Origin of the sequence: Pseudomonas cannabina, assembly GCF_900100365.1 — a bacterium.
Lineage (GTDB): Bacteria > Pseudomonadota > Gammaproteobacteria > Pseudomonadales > Pseudomonadaceae > Aquipseudomonas > Aquipseudomonas cannabina.
The window spans coordinates 2,028,440-2,047,561 of record NZ_FNKU01000001.1 but is presented as its reverse complement, the minus strand read 5'-3'; the positions used below and the strand labels follow the sequence as shown (position 1 = coordinate 2,047,561).

Sequence of the window (19,122 nt, the reverse complement as noted above, 5' to 3'; positions counted from 1 at the left end):
GGTGCGAACGGGTTAATTGTTCAGCGTCTCCTTAGGGAGGCGCTGATTTATTCGATTTTTCGTCCCTGCAACGCTCTGGAGGCCTTGATTTATCTGGGGGCAACAGCTGGGTTTTAGAATAAATCAGCGTCTCCTTAGGCGACCTTGCGAGTGTTTTGATTTTCCAGTTCAGAATGTCTTTGCCTTTCGGCAGAATCGGAGCTTTTTCTTGCTGAGTCATACCGGTGTACTCTCTGCGACTTCCAGGGTCAGAGTGCCCATCCTGCTGGACGCTTTAACTTCAAGTTCCACGGCAGCCAGACCATCAATTTCAGTATCACCTCTTGGGCTCAGCTCCATCTGAAACAGATAGCCTCGATCATCCTCGCCAGGATTTATCAGCGCGTTCGGGTACCAGATTTGCAACTCCAGATACGTCGCGTCCTTGCCGAGCGGCACCCAGGTTTCCCAGATGAGGTCTTCGTTTTCAGGTGGCATTCGGGGGAATGTGAAGTCTTCACTCGCGAGGCCCGCCGGCGTGTTGGTGAGCGTCCCGAACTGTTCAAACTGCTTGAATTGTCCGCGGTCCAGAAAGTCTTCGTGTAGTGGGCGGTCTATCTTTTCTACAGACAATACACCCCATGGTCGTTTGCTGCTGATGACGTTGAAATGTATGGAATGCCCTCGTACAAAATTCGGCAAACGTATTTGTATCCCGGCGCCATTTTGCACAGCCACGCTCATGTAATCGCCTTTACCAAGATATCGGTCTTCATAGTGTACGGTGCTTTTTGCATAAACTTGAGGCGATAGTTGAATCTCCAGCAGTGCGCGGGTTTCTTCATACTCCCCCTTGGCAGAGTCGGGGTAGCGATAATCTAAAGTTCTCGACCAGCAGCACCTACGTAACCACCAGCCGATACTGTCTTGCTTGAAATGATTCAAGGCCATGGTAGCAATAAGATAAATAACACCGGCCACCAGCAAAGCGACACTGAACCATGAGCTCATTGCAGTGATTGCAAGTTTGTTGGCAGGAAATATCCCTGCAAACAGCTGAATTGTTGAACCTGCCCCCATTGCAAACACAGAGACGCCCTTTACAGCAATTGCGGTTTTATCTTCTAATGTTCTAGCGGCGTCAAAGTCCCCAGAAATGTCTTCTAACTCCAGCGCAGCCGCCGCCACTCCAAACGCCCCCATCGCCACCATCGAAACCCTGAACCCACTTATCGCTTCGCCCCATACAACATTGCCCTTCGCCTTCCAGTACCCCGCCGACTTGTCGAGAATCCCGACATTCTTGCCATCGATCAGTACCGGCTTCGCATCCTTGATCACGTTCCACGGTGCCTCGACAAACACCGCCATCAACAGGTTGAAGCTGTACCCCAAACCGTAAGTAACCTTGCCGATATCCTTCACACTGAAATCGCCATCCGTGGTCAGATCACGATACGTCAGGGCAGTGTTGATGAAGTTGAGCATGATCACGCCCCAGGTGATCGAGCCTGCAATACCGCCCAGGTTGTCGAGCCAGCGTTTGGCCTGGGCGAGCCAGTCTTTGGTTATCGCTTTGCCGGTCTGGGTGTATTGGCGAATCTCGTTCTGCAACTGTTTTGCGTACTCGTTGTTCTGGAAGTCGAGCAGGGCGGGCAGGCTCAGTTCGTGCGCGCGCAGTTTCTGTTGATGGGCCGCCAGGTCGCGCGCGATGCTTTTTCGGGATTTGTAGGCAGTTGGGTACTGCCAGCTGCGGCGCGTATCACGGATCTGTTGGTCGAGCACCCGCCACTGGCGTAGCCACTGTTTCAATTGGGTAATGACGTGTTGATTGATCGCGATGTGCGCCAGCGAGTCGAGCAGCACCTGGCCGATCAGCAGCGTACGAATCAGTGCGACGATGTTTTGCTGTTTGCCCACCGCGAGGCGGCTGTCGATGGGCACCCAGGCCAGCAGGATGCTTTCGAGTGTCGCTTTGCCTGCGCCGCGAGCCAGTTCGCCGAGGGCTTTGAAGGTGTCTTGAACCGGCTGTTTCAGCGCTTTCATCCACGGCTTGTCGGCAAAGCCCTGATGATTCAGCGCGCCGTTGAGTTCGCCGATCCGGGTGGCCAGATTGGTGACGTCGCCCAAGCCGTTCAGCAGTGCATCGGCTTCTTGATGCAGGGCGTGTTTCAGCGCGGGCGAGAAACCATAGCGCAAGGTGCCGAACATGCTGCTGGTGTTGGTTTCCTGCTCGGCGAGCCAGGCCGTGGCCGCGTCATCCTGGGCGTAGATGATCTGCAGGTTGAGCATGATCAACTGCAAATACAGCAGGCTTTTCGGATTTGTGGTGTCGATGAACAGTTTGAGCGGTTCGGTGCCCAGTTGGGTCGCCCAGTGCTGGAAATCGCTTTGCGTATCGCGCACCTGTTGCAGGAGTGTGTCTCCGGTCGGCAGGTGCTGCAAAAGGTACTGACGCGCACCGCTCAGATCGACCTCGCGCCGCCATTTGTGGCGATCTTTCCAGGCCTGCGCGCCCTGATCGGTCGGCGTGCTGTGCCGTAACGCGCCTGAATCGTCCTGCGCATGTCCGGGCTCTTGAACACGTCCGGCAGCAACAGCAGGCCTCCGGGGACGGTGTTGCCGCCGATCTGCGCCTCTTCAAAATCGCATTGCTCAAAGTAAGCTTCAATCTCGCTCAAATACTGGTGTGTGAGCAGCGCATCGCCACGCACCGAGGCGGGCAGTTTCTCCGGTTCGCCTTCTGCGCCGCACAGCGTGGTGACGGTCTGGGCGATCTGGATCTTGTGTTCGTGCGCGCTTTGCCATTCCCGAAAAGCCGCCTGATCGGCGGCCAGTTGCATGCCCAGGTCGTTGAAAACCGCGAGCGGGTCGTCGAGGGCGATAAGCAGCGAACTGTCCTGATCGTCGACGCTGCCCCGCCAGAAAACGTCTGCGCCGAGCGGTGAGAACACTGACGCGACCTCATCGCTTGATGAGGGTTGTACAGTCGGAATCGCCGAATCTGCAAAACGGCCATCGTCAGCCACCTTGCCTTCGTCAATATCCGCGACTGCTTCGGCGATGCGGTTCAGCGGCAGGGTGTCGGGCTCGGCCATGCTGATGCAGTAGCGTTTCAGGTCCAGCGCTTTCATCCACAGCGCGCGGCTTGGCGGGTTGGAGCGCATGTGCTCGCAAAGACGCCACGTCCACTGCACGGGCGAAAAAGCGATGTGCAGGCGGTTATCGCGTGGGTAAAGCAGAAAGGGCTGACCACCGCTGGCACCGTTTCGCTGGTCGCTGCCGATGTGCGCGTCGGTCCAGACGATGCGGCTCAGATGGCCGTCGATGGCTGAGACCGCGTATTCATGCAGCGTATCAGCCGTTTCGTCGAACACGTAAACGTAACCGTCGTACAGTTGGCGCAGGGTGTAGCTGCGTGTTTTCAAGGTTGGCAGGCGTGTCCACTTGCCGTCTTTCGGCAGTGGCTTGAGCTTTTCGGGCGCGACGTCGTAACGCGAACGATCCAGCGCATAGCGCACCGGCACGATGGCGATGTTGGGTCCTCGGAAGGGGCACAGGCTGGTGGCCGTGGCGGGTGTTTTGGGGAAAAGGGTCGCCAGTCGCTGTTGGCGGGTGCCGTGTTTTTCGGTCATACAGGGGCGCCTTTATTTTTATAGGGTTTTTGACGGTATTCAGCTAACGCGCTGATGCGCAGTTCCGCAGGCAGGTGCTGGAGCTCTGGGTGCTTGATCTGCCATGACTGATAAGGGTTTTGCGGCAGATTTACGAAATCCAGGCCCCATTCGTGGCAGATGTCTACCCACGTCGCTAGTGCGTACTCGCTGACCAGCCCCCAATCACGGCCGCTGTTCATAGCTTGCTTGAGCCACATGCTTATCTGAGCTTCGGTCTGGTTTGCGAACGCGTGTGCATCCTCCGTCTGAAGCCAGTCATGAATACGTTCTTCGAGGAGCCACCAATAGCACTCGTCAAGCGCGTGCAACTGCGGTTCACCCAGCAAAGCGAAATTCTGCTGCCAGGGGCTTTGCGGGTGAGCGTTGATAAAAGGTACCGGGAGTGAGGAGGAAGTGTGCTGCCATGCATGAGCAGGGGGCTGCACCCAAAGTTGATCGACGGGACCCAATATCCGGCTCAAGTGCTCATTGCTGTAACTGGATAGCCAGTAATGCATCACCAGTGGATCCGCGAAGCGCAGCAGGCTTGAGTTGCCGAGATGGTCGAACGGGCACAGAAAACGGCACAGGTGCTCGACAACTGTTTTCAGGGCGGCACGGCTGGAAAATATACTGGTGTCAGTTCGTGAAGCGGCGGACTCCAGCCATTCGCGAATCAGCGATGATTCTGCCGGGACTTTCACCAGCACCGGACCCTGATTCATGATCGCTGACCAATGCGTTCCCAGGTACAGCGGCATGATCTCGAGAGACTCGGCGCGGTGATACAACTGTTTGATCGCATCAGGTCGTAACACGCCGTCAATCAGCAGATAATTGGCCTGATTCATTGTCAGCCGCCCTCAGCTACTTGCTCGCACCGCGCGCAAAAAGGTTTGCGTTTCATCGTCTGTGTTTGTGCAGGAGTCAGCAGGTCCCCGGGTTCGTCTGCATCCACAAGTGTTACCACGCCAGGCAGCAGTGGGGCGGCGCCGGAACCGTTCCCCGGGCAGCCTGCCGGTTGTGGCTCGATCATCTTGACGCCACTGGCATCCAGCTTGATAAAAGTGCCACCTACTTTGATGGTGATTTCCAGCCCTGCTTCGATGACCAGTTTGTTCCCGGCTTTTATATGAACTTCCTGCCCGGCTTCTGCCAGCAGGCCATCAGTTGCCTTGATGTGCCGTGTTCCTCCCACCGTCAGGTGATCGCTCATTTTCACTTCAGTCAGCCGGGCACCTTTAACGGTCCGGTGCTCCTCAGCTCCGAATTCGCTGTAGCTGTTGGCTTCGACCCGGTCATGGCGCTCATGGCCGACGTTGATTGTCTGGTCGTGCTTGACGATCTGTTTCCAGTCGCGCTGGGCATGCAGATAGATATGCTCCTGCCCGGCGCGGTCTTCGATACGCAGTTCGTTCGATCCTCCACCGCCCGGACTGCTCAAGGTCTTGAAGACACTTTGCGTCTGATTCGCAGGCAATTTGCCGGGCTGCAGGTGCTCTGCATGGTACAGACAGCCGCTGACCAATGGCCGGTCGGGGTCGCCTTCCAGAAAGGTCACCAGCACTTCCATGCCGACTCGCGGGACGACCATGCCGCCGTAACCATTACCTGCCCAACTGGACGAGACCCGCAGCCAGCAACTGCTGCGGTCATTGCCCGCGCCTTCGCGATCCCAATGGAACTGCACCTTGATTCGGCCATGTCTGTCGCAGTGAATTTCCTGGCCTTTCAGGCCGGTGACGACGGCGGTCTGACTGCCGAAGATCTTTGGTTTTGGGTGGCGCAGAGGCGGGCGGTAGGGCGCCTTCTTGGGTGTGGCCAGAAAGGTGTTGCGGTAGCCTTGTTGAGCGTTCCCCTCGTGCTGGCCGGGCACTAGAGATTCCTCCAATACCTGCGGCTGACGGCCTTCATGGCGTACTTCGGTCAGCAGCTAGAGGTCGTTCCAGTCTGTGTTGGGATGGTGGCTGAACGGCATGATATGACCGCTGGCCAGCCTGTGCTGGTTGCTTTGACCTTCGGCCTGACGGTAGTCGTGGCGATGGCGCTCCTGGGCCCGTTTAGCCAGGTGAATGCCGCGATCTTTATCGGTGAAGCCGCCGGGATAAGCGTAGTCTTCGAGCGGGTTGTTTTCGTCATTGTAAGTTGCGCCCTGCATGTCCACGCGCGGACGTTCAAAATGATAGTCGCGGCGCACGGTCTGGCTGGTCCGGGTTTCCAGTCTCTCCAGGAAGTGGTTGACCACGGGCTCACCTTCCACCAGCCCCGAGCTTTGCTGATAGCGCACGGGCGCCAGTTCAGGAAACACCGTTTGGTCATCGCCGAAGATTAATTTATGCGCTGAAGAGCTGTGTTCAAAGTGATAGTGCACGCCTTCTTCTTCACACAATCTCTGGAGGAAGTGCAGGTCCGACTCGTTGTACTGCACGCAGTATTCGCGTTCTGGATAAGTTGCGCGGAGATGGAATTGATAACTGTCGGCCAGTAATCGGTGATCTTTCAGCACTAGAGCAATGATCTGCGGCACTGTTTTGTGCTGAAAAATACGCTGGTTGGTGCGATGCTCAAGTCGGGCCAGGCGCGGGCGCAGGGTGACCGAATAATGCATCAGACGGGTGCCGGAATCGCCTTGGGCGATACGATCGATCAGCCCGTGGACGCCCCGGTCGTTGGGTCCGAATTGCAAAAAAGCCGGTAGTCCCAGCAGGCTTTCGAGGTCCAGTGACAGGCGCTCGCTGACCAGTTCCAGCGTGAAGCAGAAGGGCTGGTTGATGGCTTCATGGCCGGAGAAGGCAAGGACTTGAAAGTCTTGGTTTATATCATCGAGGCTGAAGTTAAAGCGAATCGAGTGACTCGTTTCGGACTGCATGAGTTTCTCTGTCTGTCAGGCGAAGAGGGTACCCCATCGGTCTGCAGATCGATGGGGTAAAGCTACAGATCAACCGCGGGCTGATTTGCCCCACTTGTCGGAACCTTCTGTGTTAGAAGTTACATGAGTTTCTACGATGTCACGATAACTGAAATGTACATCTTGCAAATGTTCAAGGTGTAATCTTTCAGCGGCTTGGCGAGTAGGGGTGTGCTTATTAATGGCAACAATCCTAGCGTCTTTCAGGGTGGTCGTATAATAATGTTGTTTGATACCGTTAGCCATGCGATAAAAGGCTATTTTCACTTCTTCTAACTCTTCTTCCTGGACGAAAGCCTGTAATAACAATGGTGATGCCTTGTCAAAAGATTTTGTGATGCGCACGGGGTTGTGCACGCGTAGACCTGTGCTGTTGCCTGAATGAGGATCGTGAGGAACCGTCATTTCGTGATGGTAATCATGAAGGGTCGATTCGTCTCGATGATCTTCCTGATAATCACCCCCCACAGATTCTTTGGCAGAGGCATCCTTGGTTATAAGGCCTTGAATTTTTCCTTTGACTGTCAGGTAAGCAAGTATTGACATGAACATTCTCCTGAAGATTGGTAAGCACTACGCAACGTGATGTTGATGCGCAGTACCGTAATCCTTTAACAAATAACGTGCCAGCTTTGCGCTGGGCCAAGGTTTGCGAGGGTTTAAAGTTTGGTCGTCGTCTCGCCACCAGGTTTTACAGATTTTCATGAGAAAATTGCGCAGCTACTTGCTCAGCTGAAATCCATTTTCTGCGCAGAAGGGTTTGAGTACTGTTTCCGGTGCGCTTAGATTTTCCATTAAGGAAGGTCTGAAAAAGCCTTTTCTTCAAAAGTCGAAGCCAGTAAATACAGGCGCTCCAGCCCGGTTCCTCTCCAAAAAAATGGGCTTTTTCAGAGGATACTTAAGTAGCCGCTGATTTATTCTAAAATCCAGCTGTTGCCCCCAGATAAATCAAGGCCTCCAGAGCGTTGCCGGGACGAAAAATCGAATAAATCAGCGTCTCCCTAGTGCGTCCTACATTTCTAACTGGATGCGCGTAGGAAATTTCTGAAAGATTGCGGCGTGCCAATTTTCGACTTGTTTGTTCTGAGGGGGGTGGATAAAGTTGGCCCGGCTTCTTTATCAGGTCTGCCAATCTAAACGTTTAACTGCTGATGTCGGAGGGTGTTTGATGGCTTTTCTAGATAATCTGACCATCCACTATCAGGAAGTCGCCCGGCATCCAGTATCAGATCAAGATTATTCAGGCCAGGACATACGCTTCTCGACCCTGTTTGAATCCTTGGAGCAAGCATTGGGCGGTGCGCAGTCAATTTTGGGGGCTTTAACTATTGACTGGCCCAAAATCAGAGAAGGCAGTGAGTCTATTCTTGTCAGTCAATCCAAGGATCTGCGGGTCGCCAGCTGGCTTGCCTGGGCATTATATGAGTGTGAGTCTTTTGCGGGGCTAGTGGCAGGTTTGGGGCTTATCCATCATCTCTGCGAACGTCACTGGCAGGTGTTGCACCCAAGGAAGTTGCGAACCCGGTCTGCTGCCATCGCATGGCTGGTGCTCAGGCTCGAAAAGGTGTTGGCAGAAGATGTGTCTATCGCCAACCAGCTTACCGTCTTTCAACAGCTGGCAAAGTATCTGGACCAGCTGGACGAAATATTGGGTGGCCATTTGGGCGACGATGCGCCATTGCTGCTGCCTTTGCGCAGAAGGCTGGCACGCATGATCGAGCTTGCGCTGCACGCTGAAAAAGAGCCCGTCACCGTGGTCGAGCAAGTTAAAAAGGTGGCTGCCCAGCTGTTTTCAAGCAGTCCTTCTGTTGAAAACGAGAAAGACGCCCAGCGTGCGTCAAACTCCCTGTATGAAACTGCGCGTGATCTCTGCAAATGGTGGCTGAAACAAAAAACGACTGACCCGCGCGCAATTCGCCTTGCTCGGGCAATCGCATGGCTCGCCATCGACAGTACTCCCGAGTGCAATGCACAAAAAATAACGCAGTTACGTGGGCTGCCTGTAGAAAAACCAAGACATTACCAAGAGCGATTCGAGCAGGGCTTTTACGCAGATTTGATCGTGGATGTTGAAGCGAGTTTGATGTCCGCCCCTTTCTGGTTTGATGGCCAGCGTTTGATCTGGGGCTGTCTGAAGGCTCTGGATGCGACCGCGGCTCTACATGAAGTTGAGGCGCACTTGGCGTCACTGCTGAAACGAATTCCGGAAGTCACTGAGTTGCGTTTTCACGATGGCACACCCTTCGCAGATACCGAAACGCTAGCGTGGATAGACGCTCATATTATGCCCCCGGTGGTCTCCGTTCAACACCGATGTGAGACAGACGGAATATCCGGGCTGCCTGAATGGGAGGCTGTTTATGAGGAACTTGTATCCGGTTTGCAGGCGGGCGGGTTCAAGCCTGCCGTGCAGATTCTGAACCAGCACTTGCACATTGCCAAAGGCGGAAGAGAACGATTTTTCTGGAGGCTGTGTCTCGCTCGTTTATGTCATCAGGCGAAAGAGTACACGTTGGCAAAAATTCAGCTTGAGTTTCTCGATGGGCAACTTCAGTCCTCCAGTTTGCATGAGTGAGAACCAGCGGTTTTTCTTGACGTATCACGCTTGCTGTATGACTGCTACGAACGGCTGCCTCAGAGTGACAAGTCAATAAGTCGTAAAGAAGATCTTTATCAAAGACTGTGTCATTACGACATCGAAAGACTAATCGCGTAGCAACGTCCAACTGAAACAGCCTGGAGAAAAGGGTAATGGCCAAAGAAGGCTCGGTAGCACCCAAAGAACGCATTAACATTACGTTCAAGCCCGCTATTGCAGGGGCACAGGAAGAAATAGAACTGCCGCTTAAACTGCTGGTATTAGGCGACTTTACACAACGAGTTGACGAGCGCAAGCTTGAAAATCGTAAAGCGATCAGCATCGACAAGAATAATTTTAACGATGTGATGGCCAAGCAAGAGCTGGAACTTGTTATGAGTGTCCCTAAGGAGACGCTGATTTATTCTAAAACCCAGCTGTTGCCCCCAGATAAATCAAGGCCTCCAGAGCGTTGCAGGGACGAAAAATCGAATAAATCAGCGCCTCCCTAACCGTCTGCAGCCTGATAGCGAGATTGATGATCTGCCCGTCAGTATCAGGATCGCCTCAATGAAAGACTTCAACCCGGCCAGTCTGGTGGAGCAAATTCCTGAACTGAAAAAATTGATGGAATTACGCAATGCACTGATGGCGCTCAAAGGTCCGCTGGGCAATACGCCCGCTTTTCGCAAAGCGATCGATAGCGTCTTGGCCGATACGGACTCACGTAACAGCGTGCTGACTGAGTTGGGTCTGAGTGCCGGAGCGCAGTAGTGCGTTTTAATTTATTGCAGGGGGATTAGAGCATGACCATGAAAGCTTCACCGCAAGCCAATGTTGGCGAGTCTCAGTACGGGATTCTCGACCAGATTATTGCAGAAACCAGGCTGAGCCCCGGTGATGACGCCTATGACATTGCCAAGCGCGGTGTTGCTGCATTCATCGAAGAACTGTTGAAACCCCATAACAGTGCCGAGCCGGTAAAAAAGGCGTTGGTCGACCGGATGATTACGGATATCGACAGCAAGCTCAGTCGCCAGATGGATGAAATCCTCCATCACGCTGACTTTCGTGCGCTGGAGGCGTCCTGGCGCGGATTGCAGTTGCTGATCGAACGAACCGATTTCCGCGAAAATATCAAAGTCGAGCTGTTGAGTATTTCCAAGCAGGACTTGCTGGAAGATTTCGAGGACTCGCCTGAAGTGGTCCAGTCGGGCCTTTACAAGCATGTCTACACCGCTGAGTACGGGCAGTTCGGCGGCAATCCTGTCGGTGCCATCATCGCCGATTATTTTTTCTCCCCAAGTGCTCCCGACGTCAAAACGATGCAATACGTCTCCAGCGTCGCCTGCATGGCGCATGCGCCTTTCATTGCGGCTGCGGGGCCAGGCTTCTTCGGTCTGGAGCAGTTTACCGGTCTGCCTGATATCAAGGATCTGAGAGATCATTTCGAGGGGCCTCAGTTCGCCAAATGGCAGAGCTTCCGTCAGCAGGAGGACGCCCGGTATTTCGCACTGACAGTGCCGCGCTTCCTGCTGCGTGCTCCGTACGAGCCCGAGGAAAACCCGGTAAAAACGTTTGCCTACAGAGAAAATGTCGCTAACGATCACGAGCATTACCTGTGGGGTAATACAGCGTACGCGTTTGCGACAAAGCTGACAGACAGCTTTGCGAAGTTCCGCTGGTGTCCCAACATCATTGGTCCGTTGAGTGGCGGTGCTGTCGAAGACCTGCCGTTGCATCACTTCCACAGCATGGGTGAAATCGAAACCAAGATCCCGACCGAAGTACTCGTCTCCGACCGCCGTGAATACGAGCTGGCTGACGAGGGGTTCATCGCATTGACTATGCGCAAAGGGAGCGACAACGCCGCCTTCTTTTCCGCAAGCTCGGTGCAGAAACCGAAGTTTTTCGGCAATAGCCCGGAAGGCAAGACAGCCGAACTTAATTACAAGCTGGGCACACAGTTGCCTTACATGATGATTGTCAACCGGCTGGCTCACTATCTCAAGGTATTGCAGCGCGAACAGATCGGCTCGTGGAAAGAGCGCACAGACCTGGAGGTCCAGCTCAATAAGTGGATTCGTCAGTACATTGCCGATCAGGACAATCCAAGTGCCGACGTTCGTGGCAGACGGCCGTTGCGCAATGCGCAGATCATTGTCAGCGATGTTGAAGGTGATCCGGGCTGGTACCGCGTCAGTTTGAATGTTCGTCCTCATTTCAAATACATGGGTGCTGACTTTACGCTGTCTTTGGTTGGCAAGATGGACAAGGACTGACGAGACCACACCATGAACGCCCGCGGTAGCCTTTTTGAACGCCTCGCCGGTCAGACAATGCCTGATATTGACAATGAACAGCGATTGATGAGTTCGATAGCCGCTCATGTGTCGGAAATGCTGGGTACCCGCGCAGGCAGCGTGAAAATGCTGCCAGATTATGGGTTGCCTGACCTTAACGACATAAGCCTGAGTTCGCATGAGGCATCAAGACAGTCACGGGCAGCCATCGAAGAGGTTATCCGCACTTATGAGCCGCGTCTTTTCGACGTGCATGTCATGCCTGACGAGAGTAGAGATTGCCCGCTAAAGCGACGGTTCTCTATTGGCGCCTGTGTGGAGATAAACGGAATCAGAAAGTCGGTCAGGTTTTTGGCAACCCTGAGTGGCAATGGTCAAGTGCGTATCGAGTAAATCGATATCAACAGATTTTTATTAATGCCGTATGTTTTTGGGCGTTGGTTTTGTGGCCGTTTACAATTCGGTCGGGTAGGTAGCCGTTGTCATTCAATCACTATTATCAAGACGAGCTGATGGCTCTTCGTCAATCAGGGCGACGCTTTGCCGATCGCAATCCTGCATTGGCGCCGTTTCTGGGGCAGGGCAGTCAGGATCCGGACGTCGAGCGGTTACTGGAGGGCTTCGCTTTTTTAACGGGCCGTTTACGTCAGAAACTGGATGACGATTTACCCGAGTTGACTCACTCGCTCATGCAGTTGTTGTGGCCGAACTACATGCGGGCCATGCCTGCCATGAGCATGTTGCAATTCGAGCCTTTGGCTACTGTGGGCCCCGGCCTTATCGTCGAACGTGATACCCAGGTGGAAAGTGAACCTGTGAAGGGCCTGACCTGTCAGTTTCGCACTTGCTTTGCTACTGAAGTATTGCCATTGAAGATGGCAGGTGTTTCCTGCTCGGCCAGCGGAGGCACAGTGATACTGACGTTGCGCCTGAGCATGACGGGCGAGGGGCATCTGGGCGAACTGGAACTAAGTCAGTTACGCCTGCATCTTGCAGGTGATCGTCACATCAGTCAGGCGCTCTATCTCTGTTTCGTGCGCAAGTTGCAAGGTATCAAACTGTTGCCGTTTGACAGCCACGGCAATCCTTTGATGACGGAAGACGGGCATCCCGCCGAGTTCAGCATCCCTGCAGATCACGTCTGCCCCGTCGGTTTTGCCGAGGACGAGGCGCTGATTCCCTATCCCCTGAATACCTTCCGCGGCTACCGCTACCTGCAAGAGTATTTTTGCTTTCCGGAAAAGTTTCTATTTGTCGATGTAAAGGGTCTGGAGGCTATCAAGTCAATCAACCACGCGCTGTTGACGACGGCTCGTGGTTTTGAATTGGTGTTCGATATGCGTTGCGAGGATATGCAGCGTCTCAGACCCACCCTTGAACATATCAGGCTGTACCGCACGCCCGTGGTGAATCTGTTCAAACAGGATGCCGTACCGATCCAGGCGGATGCGCGTCTGGACGAATACCTGTTGATTCCCGATTACCCAGGGGAAGGCAACTGCGGTATCTATTCGGTGGATAAAGTCACTGGCTGGCAGCCAGGAGGCAAGGGCTATCAAAACTATGTGCCATTCGAATCATTCGAGCATGATCCCGCTGTCGATGTGCAAAGCAACTCGCCGTATTACAGCGTTCGTCACCGTCATTCCATGCTCCACGACGGCTTTGATACGTTTTTAAGCTTCGACCTTCGTGGCGACCGAAAAAATGAAACCATCTCGATCGAATTGACTTGTACCAACCATAACCTTCCCCAGCAGATCAGGGCTGGCGGGATATGCAAGCCGTGCGATGACACGCCGGACTTCTTGCGATTCAGCAATATCACACCCGCCACCAAAAGCTATGCGCCGCCCATCACCCGGGATTTTCTATGGCGCGTCATTAGCAACATGTCGCTGAATTATCTTTCTCTGGCGAGTGTGGAAGCCCTGAAAGTCATTCTCGAAACGTATGACCTGCCGCGTTACTACGACAAACGCGCGGAAAAAGTCAGTCAGCACTTGCTGGGCGGACTCAGGGCCATCAGTCATCAGCACGTTGATCGTCTACACAATGGTCGACCGCTGCGTGGCGTAAAAACCGAACTGCTTATCGCACCTGGCGAGTTCGCAGATGAGGCCAGTCTGTTTCTGTTCGCCTCGGTCCTCAACGAATTCTTTGCGCTGTATGCCAGCTTGAATTCTTTCCATGAACTGCACGTGAAAACCGCTCAGGGAGGTGGTTACGGATGGACGCCACGCATGGGACAGCAACCGCTGCTTTGATAGCTCTGAGCCTGAGTATTCGCGAGTATTCGATTTATCAGGCGATACCTCTGATCCTCGGGATTTTACGTGATCTTCATCCGCACGCCGACGATGAACAGCTTCATGACTTTCTCGAATTACGAGCAAATACCGGACTCGGATTTCCAGGTAGCGATATAGAGGACATGGAGTGTTTCGAGGAGCACGGGTGCCTGTATGTCCGCCTGCGCCTGAATATGATGAGTCTGGCAGGAGCAGATTCTCCCTTGCCGGCTTTTTATGTCGAGCAAGCGCTGGGAGAGCGAGGCAAGCCTAATGCGACCCGCGATTTTCTGGACGTTTTTAATCATCGTCTGCAGAAACTGATGGTGCCCGCCTGGCGAAAGTATCGCTACCACGCCGTTTTCAGCAGCGGCGCGACGGATCCTTTTTCCGAACAATTGTTCGCGTTGATCGGTTTGCATGGCGAGCGTCTCCGCGAAACGACCGAATTGAACTGGAAGCGGTTATTACCCTATCTGGGGCTGCTGAGCCTGCGCGCGCACTCGGCAGCGCTGATCGAGTCAGTGCTTCGTTATTACTTCAAGCATGCCCGGTTATTCATCGAGCAATGTGTCGAGCGAGCGGTGGACATCAACGCCCCTCAGCTCAATCGCCTTGGAAAAGCGAACAGTCAGCTAGGGCGAAATGCGTTGCTGGGTAGTCGGGTGCCTGACCGGGCCGGCAAGTTCCGTATCCATATAAAGCAGCTCGACTGGGACCGCTTCCACGAGTTCCTGCCCATCGGCCCGGGCTATCCGCCGTTGGGTGCTCTGGTGCGGTTCACATTACGCGACCCGCTAGATTACGACATCTGTCTGGAACTTCTCAATGAAGACATCAGAGATCTACGCATCGGTCAATCGAACACCTGTCGGCTGGGTTGGACCAGTTGGCTGGGACGCGAGTATTCGTCGGGCCTGGTAACGCTCAACAGACCGAGTCATTAAGGATCCCTCATGATTAATCCAGATTTGCAGCAACTCGTTAATGCCCTTGATTTACCCACCCGCAAAGAACTTGAGAGCACCGCAGAACACTGCGTGTCCAGAGGCAGCAGCAAGATTCTGGTAGATGATTTGCTGTTTGCCCTCCTTGAACGCCCAGAAGGAATGCTTGCCCGTGCTCTGCTTGACGCAAGTGTTTCAGCTGCGGAGTTTGCAGGTTTGCTGTTTCCGCCCATCGAGCAATGTGCAGACTGTAATCCGGTATTTTCCAGCGAACTTGTTCAGTGGCTTCAGGATGCCCTGTTGATTTCTACGCTGGACCTGGGGCAAAGCCATATTGATCAGGCGGCGCTGATACTTGCTTTGCTGCGTAATCCATTGCGGTACACAGATCGGCCGTACCAGCCATTGTTGGCGAAGATCAACATTGAACGTTTTCGCGATTATGCGCTTGCTGAACAGGTGTCCGGCTTGGCGAGGCAAACGGTTGATCAAGGTGAGTCCCTGCTCGAACGCTTCACTCATAACCTGACACAGCAGGCCAGAGGCGGGTTGCTGGACCCGGTGTTGTGTCGCGATGACTGCATACGCCAGATGATCGACATACTGGCTCGAAGGCGTAAGAACAATCCGATCGTGGTTGGCGATGCGGGTGTCGGCAAGACTGCGATTGTCGAAGGACTGGCGCTGAGAATCGTGCAGGGAGAAGTCCCTGATCTTTTGAAAGACGTCGAGCTGTTGTCGCTGGATATGGGATTGCTTCAGGCGGGGGCCAGCATCAAGGGTGAGTTCGAGCGCCGTCTGAAAGGTGTCATTGACGAGGTCAAGTCATCGTCGACGCCGATCATTCTGTTCATCGATGAAGCCCACACCCTTATCGGGGCCGGCGCCCAGGTAGGCACGGCGGACGCAGCCAATCTTTTGAAGCCGGCGCTGGCGCGTGGCGAGCTGCGCACGATTGCAGCCACTACCTGGGCCGAGTACCGGCAATATTTCGAAAAAGATCCTGCGCTTGCACGTCGTTTCCAGCCGATTCGTGTGCTGGAGCCCACCGTGGATCAGGCCGTCACCATCCTGCGCGGGCTCGCCCCGACCTATGAGCGCAGCCATGGTATCTATTTACGTGATGACGCAGTCGTTGCCGCTGCCCGGCTATCGGCGCGTTACTTGTCCGGACGACAGTTGCCTGACAAGGCTGTCGATCTGCTTGATACCGCCTGCGCCCGGGTGCGCATCAGTCTGGTCGCGGTGCCCGAGCGACTTGAGTGTCTGCGAGGCGAACTGGCTGAGCGGCAGAGACACTTTGATGCAATACAGCGTGATGTCGATGCCGGCATGCGGGTTGATGCCAATGTTTTGAAGACGTTGTCTTCGACTATCTCAGGGATAAAGACCCGCGCAGCCGGGCTCGAGTGCGCGTGGGCTGACCAACAGGCACTGGCTAATCGGCTGCTTGATCTGCGTCGGCAATTGGCCAGCCTAACAGTGCAGCAGCACGCCGGGCCTGCCCGGGCCAGCAAGTGCACGCAGGCACTGCAGTCAGCGTTGGCCGAGGTTCAACAGGCGCTGGTCAGCGCTCAGGTCAACGACCGTCTTGTGAGTTACGAAGTTTGTCCACGGCTGATCGCGGAAGTTGTGCACGCCTGGACGGGTATCCCGTTATCTCAGCTGGTGCAGGAGCACAGTCTCAGCATTGCCGGTTTCTCATCCGGACTGCGTTCGCGCATCCGGGGTCAAGAGCAGGCGATGCAGGCCATCGAACGATCCGTAAAAGCGTCGGCCGCGGGTTTGAATGCGCCCGGAGCGCCGACAGGTGTATTTCTTCTGGTCGGGCCCAGTGGTGTGGGCAAGACCGAAACGGCTATCGCGCTGGCTGATCTGTTGTATGGCGGCGAGCGCTTTCTGACCACCATTAACATGTCCGAGTTTCAGGAGAAACATACTGTCTCCCGCTTGATCGGTGCGCCTCCCGGCTATGTTGGCTATGGCGAAGGCGGCATGTTGACGGATGCGGTTCGACAAAAGCCCTACTCGGTGGTTCTGCTCGATGAGGTAGAAAAGGCAGATCCGGATGTAATGAACCTGTTTTATCAGATCTTCGACAAAGGCATGGCTAATGACGGGGAGGGCAGGGAAATCAACTTTCGCAATACCCTTATCCTGATGACATCCAACCTGGGCAGTGATGTGATTCATGCGAGTTGCCGAAACGGACGCCGCCCGGATGCAACAGAGCTGGAAGCAGTCATCAAGCCGATACTCACTGCACATTTCAAGCCCGCATTGCTGGCCAGAATGCGTGTCGTGCCTTATTACCCCGTTGAAGGTGCAGTGCTGCAGGAATTGCTTGAGCTGAAGTTGAAGCGCCTTGGGGAAAGGCTCGAAAACCGTGGACTGACGTTCAGTTACTCGAAGGAGCTGGTCAGTCATCTGCTGGAACGTTGTACCTAGGGCGATAGCGGCGCCAGGCTGTTTGATCGTTTGCTGGAGTCGTGCCTGACACCGCTCATCACAAATCGTCTGCTCAGTGCCATGAGCACTGGCGCTGTCGTTTCCGTCGTTCATGCAACGCTGGATGGCTCGGGCGGAATTGTCTGTGAGTTCGAATAAAATGGTGTCGTCCCTGAATACACGGCAGGATCCGCTGAGTGAAGCGCAGACACTGATTTCGTATTATTCACGCCTGGCGCAGTCAGCCGACAGCCAGTCGCTGCTGCATGATTTCGCGATGTCCGCTGCTGAACTTTGTCACTGTGAAGCGATTCAGCTTTTCCTGTTCGATGCTGGCCGCAAACGCCTCGGTCTTGCGGCTGAAGTGATGGACGGCGTCGTTCGGAACGGAACACAAAAGAGTCCTTCGGATGACTACGGCGATCAGCCTTTTTTACAGTTCAGCCTGCTTCAGAAAGAGATTGTCAGCATTGCGCACATCGATGACAGCCTTTATGACACCGGGTTTTTGCCAGCCCATGTAAAGAAATGGAAATCACTGCTGTGCTTGCCGTTGCTTGATGGCGATCAGTTGCCTCAAGGGCTGCTGATCTGTGTGAGCCGACATCACAAGGAACTGCGCGGTTATGCCGAAGCGGTAGGTGCGTTGGGCTCGTTTGTCATCTCGCAATTGTCCCTGCTCGAGCTATCGGACAAGCCGACAGACCCCTCGCGCCCCTCGCGCAGGCGCCGTTCACAGACGGCACAGTACGGTCTTATAGGAAACAGCGCCGCGCTGAGCCGCACCACCTATCTGCTGAGCAAGATTCTGGACAGCACCTGTACTGTGTTGCTGACCGGCGAGACCGGGACAGGCAAGGAAATCGTGTCACGCGCGATCCATGAGCACGGACCTCGTCGCGAGAACGCGTTCGTTGCGCAGAACTGCGCAGCGTTTCCAGAGGCGCTTCTGGAAAGTGAGCTGTTCGGCTACCGCAAAGGCGCGTTTACCGGGGCCGATCGAGATCGACACGGTCTGTTCGACGCGGCCGATGGCGGTACGCTTCTGCTCGACGAAATTGGCGATATGCCCATGCTTTTGCAAGCCAAGCTTCTGCGCGTACTGCAGGAGGGAGAGATTCGTCCGCTGGGCTCTAACACTGTACGCAAAGTCGATGTGCGAATCATTGCGGCTACCCATCGGGATCTGCCGACGCTGGTTGCAGAAGGGCGATTTCGTGAAGATCTTTACTACCGGCTTGCTCAGTTTCCCATTGAGCTTCCTCCGCTACGTCAACGTAACGAAGACATTGAGGTACTGGCCCGGCACTTTGCCGATGAGACCTGCCTTCATTCAAATCGTGCTGCGGTGCACTGGTCAGAGGCCGCGTTACAAGCGCTGTCCAACTATGCCTTCCCCGGTAATGTTCGCGAGCTGAAAGGGTTTGTCGAGCGCGCAGTACTGTTGTGTGAGAACGGCGAGTTGACACCGGAACACTTTCCTGTACCCGCCACTGTCAGCGACCCCGTGCGCTTGACGCTGCGTGAGCGTATGGAGCAATTCGAGCGCAGCGTGCTGCTCGAGTGCCTGAGCGACAGCGGAGGCAACCGAACTCGTGCAGCTCATACTTTAGGGAAGGTCTGAAAAAGCCTTTTCTTCAAAAGTCGAAGCCAGTAAATACAGGCGCTCCAGCCCGGTTCCTCTCCAAAAAAATGGGCTTTTTCAGAGGATACTTAGGGAGCCGCTGATTTATTCGATTTTTCGTCCCTGCAACGCTCTGGAGGCCTTGATTTATCAGGGGGCAACAGCTGTGCTTTAGAATAAATCAGCGTCTCCTTAGGTGTATCGCGACGCACTCTGCTTTATCGCCTGGCGCATTTGAAGGTCGCTGCCCACTATGGACGGCGCCATTAACTGTTGATTGACACTGCTTGTCTGGTTCTTTTTCTGGAGGCTTTTGCAATGAATGTTCATGGGTGGCGCATTTTGTTTTCTGTGCTCGCGATGCTGGTATGCCTGGTCGGATGCAGTG

The 19,122-nt window shown here is 54.5% G+C and carries 7 protein-coding genes and 7 pseudogenes; 9 read left to right on the top strand and 5 right to left on the bottom strand.

Annotated elements, in window-relative coordinates; translation table 11 throughout:
• Positions 1-121: 121 nt before the first annotated feature.
• The 5 genes and pseudogenes from BLT55_RS33935 to BLT55_RS09490 all read right to left on the bottom strand — a co-directional run.
• Positions 122-220 (bottom strand): annotated as a pseudogene (locus BLT55_RS33935) (permease); the annotation flags it as partial.
• Positions 217-3,614: pseudogene (locus BLT55_RS09505) on the bottom strand (toxin VasX). The pseudogenes BLT55_RS09505 and BLT55_RS33935, both read right to left, overlap by 4 nt.
• Positions 3,611-4,486, bottom strand: coding sequence for a DUF4123 domain-containing protein (locus BLT55_RS09500; RefSeq protein ID WP_055000794.1), 876 nt, complete (start codon positions 4,484-4,486; stop codon positions 3,611-3,613). The pseudogene BLT55_RS09505 and the gene BLT55_RS09500 overlap by 4 nt, the downstream one beginning before the upstream one ends.
• Positions 4,487-4,488: 2 nt before the next feature.
• A pseudogene (locus BLT55_RS09495) lies at positions 4,489-6,504 on the bottom strand (type VI secretion system Vgr family protein).
• 69 nt (positions 6,505-6,573) lie between these two features.
• Positions 6,574-7,089 carry an Hcp family type VI secretion system effector gene (locus tag BLT55_RS09490; protein WP_055000713.1) on the bottom strand — a complete coding sequence of 172 codons (516 nt, stop codon included), beginning with the start codon at positions 7,087-7,089 and terminating at the stop codon, positions 6,574-6,576.
• A gap of 622 nt (positions 7,090-7,711) precedes the next feature.
• On the opposite strand from BLT55_RS09490, the pseudogene tssA reads away from it, so the two are divergent.
• The 9 genes and pseudogenes from tssA (at position 7,712) to BLT55_RS09445 (ending at position 18,734) form a co-directional block, all read left to right on the top strand.
• A pseudogene (tssA, locus tag BLT55_RS09485) lies at positions 7,712-9,259 on the top strand (type VI secretion system protein TssA).
• Positions 9,260-9,294: 35 nt separating this feature from the next.
• Positions 9,295-9,525 (top strand): annotated as a pseudogene (locus BLT55_RS09480) (type VI secretion system contractile sheath small subunit); the annotation flags it as partial.
• Positions 9,526-9,628: 103 nt separating this feature from the next.
• Positions 9,629-9,895 (top strand): annotated as a pseudogene (locus BLT55_RS09475) (type VI secretion system contractile sheath small subunit); the annotation flags it as partial.
• A 32-nt stretch (positions 9,896-9,927) separates the two neighbouring features.
• Positions 9,928-11,403: a type VI secretion system contractile sheath large subunit gene (gene tssC / locus BLT55_RS09470; RefSeq protein WP_054999944.1), complete on the top strand. Its 1,476-nt coding sequence runs from the start codon at positions 9,928-9,930 to the stop codon at positions 11,401-11,403.
• A 12-nt stretch (positions 11,404-11,415) separates the two neighbouring features.
• A complete protein-coding gene (gene tssE / locus BLT55_RS09465) occupies positions 11,416-11,817 on the top strand; it encodes a type VI secretion system baseplate subunit TssE (protein WP_054999945.1) in 402 nt (133 codons plus the stop codon).
• Between the two features lie 86 nt (positions 11,818-11,903).
• A complete protein-coding gene (tssF, locus tag BLT55_RS09460) occupies positions 11,904-13,691 on the top strand; it encodes a type VI secretion system baseplate subunit TssF (protein WP_054999946.1) in 1,788 nt (595 codons plus the stop codon).
• Complete coding sequence (tssG, locus tag BLT55_RS09455; RefSeq protein ID WP_054999947.1) at positions 13,655-14,662, top strand: type VI secretion system baseplate subunit TssG; 1,008 nt, start codon at positions 13,655-13,657, stop codon at positions 14,660-14,662. The genes tssF and tssG overlap by 37 nt, the downstream gene beginning before the upstream one ends.
• A 9-nt stretch (positions 14,663-14,671) precedes the next feature.
• A pseudogene (gene tssH, locus BLT55_RS09450) lies at positions 14,672-17,269 on the top strand (type VI secretion system ATPase TssH).
• Between the two features lies 1 nt (position 17,270).
• A complete protein-coding gene (locus BLT55_RS09445; protein ID WP_054999948.1) occupies positions 17,271-18,734 on the top strand; it encodes a sigma-54 interaction domain-containing protein in 1,464 nt (487 codons plus the stop codon).
• Positions 18,735-19,122: the final 388 nt, after the last annotated feature.